Raw genomic sequence first — 12,092 nt, 5'->3', positions numbered from 1 at the left:
GCAGTAACGCTTTCATCGCGCCGGCGAGCTTTGGTTGCTGCCAACCATGTGGCATTGCTAAAGATAGCGGTCGTCGGCGTGAACTTGATATGGCGACAGACGAAGCGTCCTAAGTCAAGGCATTCGTTACACAAAATGCTCGGCGAGCAACTGCCGGAGATGTCTCGAACGCTATTCCGACGTCAGCACCTCCGTCGGGGCGAAGAGCCGCAATATGCTGGAGCGCTGCGCGCCGATTTGCGTTGCCAACTGGACGCCGAAGGCGTACCGTAATCCTATCGCTGCCCAAGTAACACGGGCGGCAGCGCCTGAGAGGCTTTATCCACTCTCGCCCCGACTTGAAAGGGGCGAACCATGATCGGATCCCCCAGACATCCTACAGCGGCACCACCGGCTCTTGCGGAGATTCGCGCGATCTTCGAAGAAGCATGTGAGCGCCGTGCGAACTCGCAAGGCAGCACGCAGGCAACCGAGTTGGCCGGGTTCATGTTGAGCCGCTATGCCGATGGTCTCGCGACCGGGAAAGCCTCTGTGACCTCGCCGACATCTATCCATAGATAAGCATAGACCGCGTCTTTGGGCTTGTGGCCCGCAGGCTGCAAACACGCCTGCAGTTGCGGCGCGGACTTGCGTGGCTTCCCTTGGGAGAGGAACCCGCCATGTTCAGAAAATATACGAACACAAGTGACCAGCCACTGACGTCCGTGGATCTCGACCTTTGCCAACGCGCCTTTGACGCCGCTCTCTTTGAGCTGAATATCGACAAGGAGAGCGAAGAAGCCGAACGAGTGGCTGCTGTGATCATTACGCTGTTTCAACACGGCGTGTCTAATGAGCGTCATCTCACCGCCTTTGTCACCGCAACGCGCGGACATATCTATCGCGCGTCTGTGTAGAATATCTGCGTCCTCGGCGGCGGCTCGAACGAGAGCCTTTTCGTATCGCCGGCAAGGCCTCCTTCGGCGACTAATAGCACCTACCTATCTGGCGGTTGGTGGATGCTGTTGCCTTACCGATGTCCGGAAGGATTGCACTGAGCGGCCGTCGCAAGGTGCCCTTGACAACGCCGCTTTCCTGCGGGTCTTCCTTCAGTAAGGGGCAGTCAGATTATTGCGCGTCTGTTCAAAGGTCAGGTGTGGCGGTATCGGGAGGACCTCCGGATCGGTCTTGACCTCGAGCACGACGGCAGGCGGTCCCTTAAAATACGTGAACATCCAGGACAACGACCTGGTCACATCGAAGCTGGTCGGCGTCGACATCTATAACAAGCAGAACGAAACCATCGGTAAAATGTCAGACGTGGTCATCGGGGATGGTTTGAGGGCCATGCCGCATCGCAGTCTATAAGCGCTATGGAGCACAAACGTCATTTCGCCTGCCGAGACGACAAAGCTTCGTGTGGCGTTCCAAGCTTCCGAACGCTAGCTCACGGCAACACAGCCGCCTTGATAGGAACCGGGCAGGCGACCGCAAGTCGGAAAATCAATATAAAGTTATTAGCCGCCGGCGTTTGAGCCCTGCAACACAGGAACACACATCGGACATCTGCAACGGGAACTGATGCTAAGCGTCTTTGACGACGATATTGCGCCCATTCTCTTTAGACCCAGATCCAGCTCCCATCGCGAAGGAGAAAGCGACAGAGAAGCGAGTGGCGCTCAAGCCGGCTGTCGAGAAGTTCCCGAAAAGCCGATCTCGCACGATCAGCATCTTCGGGATGTGTGATCGCCATCGGTTGCACGCCGATCAACTCTCCAGGTTCGCGGCAGAAGATATCGCGGCACGCGGGAGAGACGTACGGATGCACAAGATCACAATCGAGTTGGAAGACCGTGTCGGTTCCATGGTCGACCAACAGTCGGTAACGAGCCTCGCTTTCCTTAATCCGCTGCTCGCTGATGACCCTGTCATGAATGTCCCTACCCACCGAGTGGATAGCAGTTATGCATCCGTCCAGATCCCTCAGGGCGCTTTGTTGGTCCATCCCATCCACCTGATCTGGCCATTGGGCAACACCACCTGATTTTCATTTTCAACGCTGTGATCAACGCTGCAGACCATACGCAAGTGATCCACGGCCGCTGGACGGTTGGTCTCGGGAATAAAGTCGAACAGACTTTTCCCGATCATTTCGCCGGGTTCTCGGCCGTAGTGACGCGCATAAGCGTGATTGACAAACCGGAGCTCGCCGTCAGGACTTGCCAACGACACCAATTCCGTTTGGCTTTCTACGAGGTCCCTGTATCGCGCCTCGCTTAGGCCAGTTGGCGCTTCGTTGCTTTAAGTGCGGTCACATACGTGATCACGGCCAACGACACGCCCCCAGCTTCGCATGGAACCCTATCCAGTACGCCGACAACAAAACGTCGATTATCCGGCCATCCTTACAAACCATTTGGTATTCGATATTGTCACTGCGCCCAGTCAGGAAGAAGGCCGGAAGGACTTCCCGTGTGGCGTATGCGCACGATTCACCGGTCAGAAATTCGGACGAGCCTGCCTATGACTTGATCACGGGTGTAGCCGAGCTTGTCCAGCCACGCATCGCTTACCGATATCAATAGCCCGTCCTTGTTGATCGAATGGAGCATCGCCGGGGTTACCTTGGTCCGATGTTCGAGCTCGGTCCTGATTTCTTCGTCGCGCCAAGCTTCGATATCAAAAGTTGAATTCCGCGACACTTATACTCCGATCCGATCTGGCTGTGATCCGACTTGCTTTTGCAGGTTATATGAAGAATGCACCCGACCCTATCTCTGTTACATTGTTATAGAATTATAGACACATATATTGGCATGGCCGGACGTTTGGTGGTCACTCGCGTCCCTTTTGGTAGCAGCGATTTCATCTGCTCTGCAGCCTTTGGGTGCCTATTGAACCGTTTGGTCCAGGTGGTCCTACGTGGCCGATACTGATATGGTATCCAGGCAGCTCGGCGCAACCGGCGAGCGCAAATCTTCTCGACAGGTGCGACCTACGCGGCCTTGCGGCGGAGCGCCTGGGTTAGATTGGCAATGTCCTTTAACGGCGGTCGGCCAAACAGCCGTGCATATTCGCGGCTGAACTGGTTTGCGCTCTCGTAGCCGATGCTGAAGGCGACCGATGTCGCGTTTCCCTCGCCCGCCAGCAACATCGAACGCGCGTGGAGCAGCCGCACCCGCTTCTGGTACTGGATCGGGCTGAGCGCCGTGACCGCCTTGAAATGACGATGGAAGGCCGACACACTCAGCGCGGCCATGTCGGCCAAGTCGTCTACCCTGAGCGGATTGGCAAAATTCTCGCGGATACATCGGATCGCGACGCCGACGCGTGAAAGCGCCGTCTCCGGCAACGCGATGTCCCGCAACATCCAGCCAAGCGGCCCCTGAAGAACACGGAACAGGATCTCGCGCTCATAGGCGGGGGCGAGTGCTGAAACTTCGTCCGGACGACCCATCAGTCGCAGCATGCGAACCCAGGCATCGAGAAGATCTTCGGTGGTGGGCGCAACTGAGAACCCAGCCGCGTAGAGCGCGCCGCCCGCAGGCTTCGGAAGTTCGGCGAGCATGTTGGCGACCACCACGGGATCGAGCGTGAGGCTGACCGCGAGATATGGCCGGCCATCTTCGGCAGGGTGAACCGCGCCGACCGCAGGAAGGTCCACCGATATAACGAAATAGGTCGCTGGATCGTAGTGAAAAGTGCGCTCACCCAATGTCATGGTCTTCGATCCTGTCAGGATCAGGTTGACCATCGGCTCATAGACGGCCGCGAGCTGGTGCTCTGGGATTTCTCCCTGCACCATCGCGACGCGCGGAATCCCGGTCTCGGTGCGACGGTTTTGCGCCCTTGACGCCAGATTTCGGAGTTCATCGAGTTTCTCGTTCATCGCCAGATTACTGCCACGGCTTCGGCAACGTCGCAAGCCAAAAGCAGAAATAGGCAATAATCGAAGAGAATCCGGACAGCAAACTTTCCAGGCCGAGACTACTTCTTGGTCATCGTCAGGCGAACCAATGGAGGGCCAAAATGAAGGTCGTCATCATCACCGGAGGCAGCCGCGGTATCGGCGCCAGCACTGCCAAGATCTGCGCCGCCCACGGCATGGGGGTGATCCTCACCTACAACAGCAACCGTGACGCTGCCGAGGAGGTCGTCGCCTCGATCGCATCGGCCGGCGGCACTGCCGTCACGCTCAGGCTCGATGTCGGCGACACCAAATCCTTCCCCGCCTTCCGAGACGCCGTCGCGTCCGTGCTGCAGACAAGCTTCGGCCGCGCCGACTTCGACTTCCTCGTAAACAGCGCAGGCTACGGCCTCTACAATCCGATTGCCACGGTGACGGAGGAGCAGTTCGAAGGACTGTTCGACGTGCATCTCAAGGGACCGTTCTTCCTGACGCAGACGCTGCTGCCACTGATGACGGATGGCGGTCACATCATCAACATGACCAGCGCGACCGTGCGTGTGGCGACGGCGGGCGTAGCACCCTATGCAGCCTTCAAGGGCGGCCTCGAGGTCCTGACCCGCTACATGGCCAAGGAGTTCGGCGACCGGAAAATTCGGGCGAATTCGATCTCTCCGGGCGCGATCCGTACCCAACTCGGCGGTGGCCTAAACGACGAATTCGAAGCCCTGCTTTCCGGGATGACGTCGCTCGGCCGGGTCGGCGAACCCGACGAGGTCGGAGGCGTGATCGCCAGCCTGCTCTCGGACGAGAACCGCTGGATCAACGCCCAGGATATAGAAGTGGCCGGCGGCTACAACATCTAACCCGGAAACGCTCAAGCAAAGGAGTACCACGATGCTCGACCACATCTTTCTCACAGTCAGCGACATCAACCGCTCGATTGCCTTCTACACCGCAACCCTTGGACCGCTCGGCATCACGCAGCGCCTCGACTACGATGGAAGGAATGGCCCTCCCGGCCATCCCGATCTCAAGGGTTTCGGTGCGAACGACCGCATGTTCTTCTGGCTCCGCGCCGGCAAGGCTTTTCCCGGCGCCGTGCATGTGGGTTTCGTCGCCGATTCCGAGGCGATGGTCGATGCCGCGCATGCCGCCGCTCTCGCTGCCGGCGCGCGAGAAATCCACCCGCCTCGTCCGCAGGTACACTACGATCCTCGCTACTACGCGGCACAGGTCCTCGACGCCGACGGCTACTCTCTCGAATTCGTTTACAAGAGCTGGCAGCACGGGAACCGACAAAATGGCCAGTGAAACGACTATGCGCGCACAAGTGAATGCCTTGATCAGCGCCACCAACGCTTTCGATGTGGAAGCGGCACTTGCCCTGTTCACGCCTCGGGCGGTCATCGACGACCCATCTACGGGCGAGCGCTTCGACCATCATGCGGGCATTCGCGATTATGTCGAAAGATTTTTCGTCGGCTATCACACGGTGACGCGTCTTCTCTCGGTCGAGGTTCTCGGCGAGAATCGAGCCCGTGCCCGGGTCGATTTTACAGGAGATTTCGGCCACGAGATCGGGCGGCTCGACATTGCCTTCAACCCTGAAGGTCTGATCGTTCGCATCGACGCTGATCTCGAATAGATTGACTGGCTACTAGACGCTCCAGATCAGACAGCATAAATCTTGTCAAAAATTCTGTTGCAATTGTCCTCTATTTCAATAGAGTGTAAATGTATTTTGATGACCCCCTTAAAAGAATGCATATTTTATGGGCACAGGAAGCACAATATTAATCAGCGTGCGTGGGCGGGTTGGAGCATGACAAGCGACATACCAAGCAACGGTGAAATTATTTCCGCTGTCAGCGTGTCCAAAAATTATGGTGCGACTCGTGCGCTGAATGAAGTCTCCGTCGCGATCAATCCCGGCGAGGTACACGCTCTTGTCGGAGAGAATGGCGCCGGAAAATCGACGCTTGCCAAGATCCTTGCGGGGGCAGTTTTACCGTCGTCGGGGCATTTGCAAATTGCAGGGGTCCCGGTCCACTTTGCCCGTCCGCGGGACGCGCTGCGTGCGGGTATCGCTATCGTTCAACAGGAGCTGGCTCTACTCCCCTCCCAATCCGTCATTCGAAATGTGTTCCTCGGACTTGAGGATCATCGCGCAGGGATTCTGGTCGAGAGTTCGCTTCGGGGCCGTTATGCGGAGCTGGTTCGACGCTGGGGATTTGATCTGCACCCTGACATGAAGGTGAGTTCGCTCAGCATTGGCGACCAGCAGAAGGTCGAGATTTTACGGGCGCTCGCGCGCGACGCAAAGCTCATCATCATGGATGAACCGACTGCGCGCCTCACGACGCCCGAAGCCGTGCAATTCCACAAGATGGTCCGGGAACTGCGCGATCAGGGAAAGGCTATTGTCCTTGTCTCGCATTTCCTCGAGGAAGTGCTCAAGCTCTCTGATCGGGTGACGATCATGCGGGACGGCTGCGTGGTCCGATCGTCAAAGGCTGCGGACGAGACATCAGCCACGCTCGTTCAGGGAATGCTGGGACGTTCGATAGAATCGACATTTCCTCCTCGCCCTCGGGCAAGTCTCTTTGCCGAGCCTCGACTTGAGGTGATCGGGCTGTCGGGAAAGAAATTCAACAACGTCAGCTTTTCGGTCCGTTCGGGGGAGATTCTGGGAATTGCAGGGATGATCGGAAGTGGCCGCTCGGAACTTCTTCGCACCATCTTTGGCGCCGATCGGGCAACCGGCGGCGAGATCCGGTTTGGGACCAATGGTCATTCCGGCTTCAAAAGCCCGCGCGAGGCAATTGCACAGGGATTAGCCTTGTTGCCCGAAAGTCGGAAAGACGAAGGTCTGCTTCTAAGCCAGACTGTCGGTGACAATATCGTGTTGCCCCATTTGCGGGATTATATCGCATCCGCCGGCGTTCTAAGCCGCCATCGGCAGCAAAACCTCGTCAAGAATAGCATCGGAACATTTGGTATTCGTTGTGCTGGAGGAGGTGCCGGAGTGAGTTCCTTGTCCGGCGGAAACCAGCAAAAGGTAGTTCTGGCCAAGTGTCTTCTGGCCGATCCGAAGGTGCTCTTGCTCGATGAGCCCACCAGAGGTGTCGATATCGGGGCCAAGCGCTCCATCTACGAGCTGCTTTTCAACTTCGTCGCCAACGGTGGGGCCATCGTCGTGGTGTCCAGCGAGCTTGAGGAAGTTATTGGCTTGTCGGACGACGTAGTGGTGATGCGTCGGGGGCAGATCGCCGGTCGATTTTCGAAAGGCGAGGCCACTGAGGAACGAATTCTGGCCGCCGCATTTGGAACAGCTTGAGAGGAATGAGCATGAGCTTAAGTAGACCCTCACAATCACCCTCCCTGGCCAAGGACCCTTCCCTGGTACCCGGAGCGGCGAATGGGCGAAGGCAACGTAAAATCGAGCGGATGCAGGACTTTTCAATCCTCGCTTTCCTTGTTGGCCTCTTCATTGTGTTGGCACTGACATCAGACGTGTTTCTGACCTCTAGGAACCTTGAGAACGTCCTGGCTCAATCCGTTGCTGTCGGGCTTATCGCCTGCTCCGGAGGTCTGGTCATCATGGGTGGTGGCTTCGACCTTGCAGCAGGAGCAATTTACGTCTTGTCAGCAATAGTCGCAGCAAAGGTCTCAAACGCATTCGGTGCTGAATTTGGCATCGTTGCCGGAATCCTGGCCGGCGTCGCGCTCGGCGGTGTCAATGCATTGATTTGCACGGTTGGAAAAATCAACTCGTTCGTGGGGACTCTCGGGACATCGATATTCTACGGTGGGGCAGCGATTGCGATAAGTGGCGGTGGGTTTACCTATATAAAGGACCCGGCATTCTCAGTGCTTTCAGCTGATATACTCGGCATCAATGTCTCGATCATTATCTTCGCCGCCTTTGCTGCCGTCTGCGCATTTCTGCTCAACCGGACGATCTTCGGACGCCATCTTCTAGCTGCCGGAGACAATGAGGAGGCTGCAAAGCTGTCAGGTGTTTCTGTCGATTGGACACGCGCTTGGGCCTACATGCTGTCGGGATTTTCAGCGGGACTGGCTGGAATAGTCGTCGCCAGCCGTTCGCTCGCGGTGGGTAGCAGCAGCGGCCTCGCCAACAGCGTCGTCTTTTCCGCCCTCGCCGCCATTCTTGTCGGTGGAGTTTCAATGCGGGGAGGCGACGGCGCTATCTGGCGAATCCTCGCGGGTGTGTTCATCCTCGCCGGCGTTTCCAACGGGTTCAACCTCAACGGTATAGATCCTCTGTATCAGCAGATGATGACTGGGGTCCTTATCCTTATCGCAGTGGCAATCGATGTCTGGGCGAGGAGGTAAGCGCGCCGGCAAGCATCTGCAACGATATGAATAAACCTCGAAATTCGAAGGCACAATAAGAAGGGCTCGTAACCTTGGAGGGCCGGAGCTGTTGCCTTGAAGTTCGGTACAACTTGTCCAACCAGAAGGAACCGCGCATGAAGTCTCTCGCCACAGCATTAGCCCTTGCGGTCGCGTTCGGAAGCGCTGCATTTGCCGATCAACCCAAAAAGAAAGCGCCCCGTATCGCGTTTCTGGCAGGCGTGGTCGACGCAACATACACACCCGCACAAAAACAGGGACTCGAGGAGGGCTCCGGCGGGGAGATCACGATCTTCAATCCTGAGTTCGATCCCACAGCTCAATTGCGTCAGTGCCAGGATGCGATCACCTCACAGCGCTATGATGCGATTGTTATTACTCCGTTGGACAACGCCACTTCAATCCCTTGCGCAAAGGCTGCGCACGCAGCTGGAATTCCGCTGATCGTCGACGGCACCAGCATCGGAAAGGATCCCGATGAGCTGAAGCCCCAGGTCGAAGGTGTCTTCGGTTCGGCCATTTGGCGACCGGCAACAGCGGGAGAATACACATGGAACCTGATCGCAAAAATCTGCGAAGGGCATGAAAGCTGCAAAATATTGATCGAGGTGAGTTATATATCGGACCCGCTATTCAAGGGCCAGATCGACTACATAAAGAAAAAAGCCGAAGGCACGAACGTTGAGATCGTCGCGATTTATGAATCTCAATACGATCCGGCCCAGACGACCGCGAAACTGCGCGATCTGCTCGTCGCGCATCCGGATGTAAATATCGTGACCTTCGTGGCCGATCCCACAGCAATGGCCGGGTTGCAGGTAATCAAGAGCCTGGGGATGCAGGATCAGATTAAGGAGATCGCGCAAGGCGGCACGAAAGCTGGCGCCACCGCGGTCAAGAGCGGCGAGCTGTTCGCGACGTTTTCCGTCCTCCCCTTCACAGTATCGCGCATTGAAGGTGAGATGGCTTTGAAAGCCATCAACGGCGAGCCAATTGAGCCCAATGGCATCGATGCGTATGCGGTTGGCAACATTGCGGGGGCAGTGACAATGGAAAACGTCGACCAATACAAACCTGAATGGTAGGGCGCAAGGCAATTGCTGTGACGACCTAAGCGTCAGCCGACACGGCGTTAACCAGCTGAAAATGCAGTATTTTATTTCAAGTGGCATTTGCCGCTCGAGGAGTGCTGCGCAAAAATTCTCCAACGAGAAGGAATTCAAAGATGATGCATCGTTGCCATAGCAGCCTTGCCACAATCACCCAGAGGACAGCTGCATGACCCAGCTTAGTTCTACCTCGCTTGCATCGCTGGACGAAATGAAGTGCGACTATCTCCGCAAGCACCCTGCTTCGCAGGCCATGTACGAGCGTGCCCGAAAAACGCTGGCAGGGGGAACGAGCCACAATTATCGCGCCTCTGTCCCGATCCCGCTTTACTGGCAGGGTGGCCAAGGCGCTCGCATGCGCGACGTCGATGGCCTGGAATATGTGGACTATGCCCTCAATGGAGCCTCCGCCATTATCGGCCACGGTGATCCGCGCGTTCTGGAGGCAATTGCTTCCTATGATCCGCGCCTGGGTGGGGCAACCAACAACGAGCTCGAAGTGATCTGGGCCGAGCGTATCAAGAAGCTTTATCCTTCGGCGGATCTCGTGCGGTTTACGGGCTCGGGCAGTGATTCAACCACGCTCGCCTTCCGCCTAGTGCGCGGCTACAGCGGCAAGGATCGTATCCTGCGGTTCGGCCGCGCCTATCATGGCTGGCATGACCATTCCGCGATCGGATATCTTGAAGGCGCTCCCATTCCGTGCGGCGTCCCTGCAAGCCAGGGCGATCTAATCGTTACCGCCTCTTTGGACGGTGACCTTGAGGCCGTCAGACAACGGCTCGCGGGAGGCGACATTGCCGGGATGATTGTCGAGCCTTCGGGCGCGGGTATGGGGATGAACCCGCTCTCTCACGACAGGCTGCTGGAATTGCGTGCGCTGGCCCGCGCCGAAAATGTGCCGTTCATCTGCGATGAGAATGTCACCGGTTTCCGCTGGTCACCCGGCGGCATTCAAGCGCTGCTCAATCTCGACCCGGACCTGACGCTGTTGGGCAAGATTGCGACGGGCGGTTTTCCCGGTTCGGCTGTTGCCGGCAAGGCCGCGATCATGGACCAGCTTGCGCACGGGGTTAGGTCCCCGGTTAGCCACTCCGGAACTTATAACGGCCATCCCGTCGTCGCTACCGCCGCCATCGCCATGATTGACGCCATCTCTGATGGTGAGCCGCAGCGTCGCGCGGAAGCCTTTGCAACCGACCTGAAATCCGAGCTGAACAAACTGATGGCCGCCCTCTCGATCGCTGGCTTCGCCTATGGCCCCTCCTCTACCTATTGGGTCTATTTGCACCCCAACGAGGCAGATCCGCTCGCTGTCGTTCCGGGCCGGCCCGACTATGACGCCGTCTCGCCCTCGATACTGTCGAACGCACCGCTTGAGATGGTCGAAGCCCTCTACTGCGGCCTGTGCAACAACGGCGTCTTCAATACGATCTTCAACGGGGGCTTCACCTCGTCGGTCCATGGGCCGTCGGAACTCGACCAAACCGTAAGCGCTTATGCTGCCGTTCTTCGAGAACTTCGGGATCGGGGCATCGTCGCGACTGTTTAAGATGAGGAAGTCAAGCAAATGACCAATATCGAGCAACAAATCAATTCCCTGCCCAAGATCGAGCTGCATTCGCATCTCGAAGGTTCGGTCCGCGCCGAAACCGTATTGGCGTTTGGGCAAAAGAACGGCGTCAGATTGCACGCCGATGACCCGTCGGCCTTCTATTCCGGCAGATACGAACAGGATGAATTCTTCAAGCAGTTCTTCGGCGTTTGCGAGGCCATGGCCACGCCCGAAGACTGCAGCAGAGCAATCTACGAGGTTCTATGCGATCAAGTGGCTGCCGGAAATGTTCGCTATTCCGAAATTTTCTTTCAGCCCACCATGCATAAACGCATGAGTTACCCTCAAATGCTTGATGGCCTGCTGGACGGGATCAAGAGAGCCGAAGCCGAAACAGGCGTCAAAAGCCGCATGATTGCCGCCATCAACCGCGAGCAGTCGCTTGATGTGGCCATGAAGCTTGTTCAGGACATTATCGATAATCCTTGCGAACGTATGTTGGGGATCGGCCTGGATGGCAATCCTTATTTCCGTGCCAGCGAATTCAAGCCGGCCTTTGACCTCGCCCGTCGTCACGGACTTCACCGAACCGCTCATGCGGGCGTCCCTGTCCACGACAATGGAGAAGTGATCGACGTTCTTGGGTGCCAGCGCATCGATCACGGCTATTACATCGTTGAGGACAAGGAGTTGCTCGACCGCCTTGTTCGCGATCGCGTGCATTTCACCGCTTGCTGGACCCTTGCTAGTGGGTATTTCGCGACAGATCCGGAAAACTCGCCGATCAAGGCGATGGTCGATGCAGGCCTGTCGGTATCGATCAACACGGATGATCCCCAGATCTTCCACACCGACATTGGCAAAGAGCACGTTCTTGCCGCCCGCCATTTGGGCTGGGGTCTGCAGACCGTCTGGGATCGCATCATTGACGCCGCCGAGGCAAGTTGGCTGCCCGAAGGCGAACGGCAGATGCTTCTTGCGCAACTGAAAAATGAGGTTCGCGATTTGGGGCTCGACCTAGTCACAGATCGCAGCAGCGAAGACAGCCTTCCTTAACGCTCAAAAATGAGCCTCCTGCCTCCAACGTACCAACGACTACAACAAGACTGCAATCGAGAGTGCGGGAACCTGTCGTCCCTAACTCGCCCAGGATTTCGAGCGC

At 57.2% G+C, this 12,092-nt stretch carries 14 protein-coding genes; 11 read left to right on the top strand and 3 right to left on the bottom strand.

The genetic code is table 11. From position 1 onward, the window contains the following. From JTP94_RS07195 to JTP94_RS07185, 3 genes are all read left to right on the top strand, one after another. On the top strand, positions 1-273 hold a 273-nt coding region (locus JTP94_RS07195; protein WP_204849847.1), incomplete at its 5' end, for a hypothetical protein. A 386-nt stretch (positions 274-659) separates the two neighbouring features. Further along, positions 660-896 (top strand): hypothetical protein, encoded by a 237-nt coding sequence (locus JTP94_RS07190; RefSeq protein WP_204849846.1) that lies wholly within the window; start codon positions 660-662, stop codon positions 894-896. A 271-nt stretch (positions 897-1,167) separates the two neighbouring features. Continuing rightward, positions 1,168-1,347 (top strand): hypothetical protein, encoded by a 180-nt coding sequence (locus JTP94_RS07185; RefSeq protein ID WP_204849845.1) that lies wholly within the window; start codon positions 1,168-1,170, stop codon positions 1,345-1,347. A 253-nt stretch (positions 1,348-1,600) separates the two neighbouring features. On the opposite strand, the gene JTP94_RS35385 is transcribed toward JTP94_RS07185, so the two are convergent. The 3 genes from JTP94_RS35385 to JTP94_RS07175 form a co-directional block, all read right to left on the bottom strand. After that, positions 1,601-1,984, bottom strand: coding sequence for a PAS domain-containing protein (locus JTP94_RS35385; protein ID WP_246754711.1), 384 nt, complete (start codon positions 1,982-1,984; stop codon positions 1,601-1,603). Then, positions 1,963-2,211 carry a PAS domain-containing protein gene (locus JTP94_RS35380; RefSeq protein WP_271023421.1) on the bottom strand — a complete coding sequence of 83 codons (249 nt, stop codon included), beginning with the start codon at positions 2,209-2,211 and terminating at the stop codon, positions 1,963-1,965. Before JTP94_RS35380 ends, JTP94_RS35385 begins: the two co-directional genes overlap by 22 nt. A gap of 763 nt (positions 2,212-2,974) precedes the next feature. Further along, the gene (locus JTP94_RS07175) at positions 2,975-3,868 is read right to left on the bottom strand and encodes an AraC family transcriptional regulator (protein ID WP_204849844.1); all 894 of its coding nucleotides are present in this window, start codon (positions 3,866-3,868) and stop codon (positions 2,975-2,977) included. Positions 3,869-4,008: 140 nt separating this feature from the next. Between JTP94_RS07175 and JTP94_RS07170 the strand changes: the two genes are divergently transcribed. The 8 genes from JTP94_RS07170 to add all read left to right on the top strand — a co-directional run bounded on the left by JTP94_RS07170 (position 4,009) and on the right by add (position 11,986). Continuing rightward, on the top strand, positions 4,009-4,752 hold the full coding sequence (locus JTP94_RS07170; protein ID WP_204849843.1) for an SDR family NAD(P)-dependent oxidoreductase: 744 nt from the start codon (positions 4,009-4,011) through the stop codon (positions 4,750-4,752). 31 nt (positions 4,753-4,783) lie between these two features. After that, complete coding sequence (locus JTP94_RS07165) at positions 4,784-5,200, top strand: VOC family protein (RefSeq protein ID WP_204849842.1); 417 nt, start codon at positions 4,784-4,786, stop codon at positions 5,198-5,200. Next, positions 5,190-5,534 carry a nuclear transport factor 2 family protein gene (locus JTP94_RS07160; protein ID WP_246754706.1) on the top strand — a complete coding sequence of 115 codons (345 nt, stop codon included), beginning with the start codon at positions 5,190-5,192 and terminating at the stop codon, positions 5,532-5,534. Before JTP94_RS07165 ends, JTP94_RS07160 begins: the two co-directional genes overlap by 11 nt. 177 nt (positions 5,535-5,711) lie before the next feature. After that, positions 5,712-7,226 carry a sugar ABC transporter ATP-binding protein gene (locus JTP94_RS07155; protein ID WP_204849841.1) on the top strand — a complete coding sequence of 505 codons (1,515 nt, stop codon included), beginning with the start codon at positions 5,712-5,714 and terminating at the stop codon, positions 7,224-7,226. Between the two features lie 110 nt (positions 7,227-7,336). Further along, positions 7,337-8,245: an ABC transporter permease gene (locus JTP94_RS07150; protein WP_204849840.1), complete on the top strand. Its 909-nt coding sequence runs from the start codon at positions 7,337-7,339 to the stop codon at positions 8,243-8,245. 137 nt (positions 8,246-8,382) lie between these two features. Beyond that, on the top strand, positions 8,383-9,351 hold the full coding sequence (locus tag JTP94_RS07145) for a sugar ABC transporter substrate-binding protein (protein WP_204849839.1): 969 nt from the start codon (positions 8,383-8,385) through the stop codon (positions 9,349-9,351). A 193-nt stretch (positions 9,352-9,544) separates the two neighbouring features. Beyond that, positions 9,545-10,927 carry an aspartate aminotransferase family protein gene (locus tag JTP94_RS07140; RefSeq protein ID WP_204849838.1) on the top strand — a complete coding sequence of 461 codons (1,383 nt, stop codon included), beginning with the start codon at positions 9,545-9,547 and terminating at the stop codon, positions 10,925-10,927. 18 nt (positions 10,928-10,945) lie between these two features. Beyond that, positions 10,946-11,986 carry an adenosine deaminase gene (add, locus tag JTP94_RS07135; RefSeq protein ID WP_204849837.1) on the top strand — a complete coding sequence of 347 codons (1,041 nt, stop codon included), beginning with the start codon at positions 10,946-10,948 and terminating at the stop codon, positions 11,984-11,986. Positions 11,987-12,092 lie beyond the last annotated feature (106 nt).

Source organism: Martinezella lusitana, from assembly GCF_016901135.1.
GTDB classification, from domain to species: domain Bacteria; phylum Pseudomonadota; class Alphaproteobacteria; order Rhizobiales; family Rhizobiaceae; genus Rhizobium; species Rhizobium lusitanum_D.
Note: the sequence above shows the minus strand (reverse complement) of the source record. Positions and strands in the feature narration are given on the sequence as shown.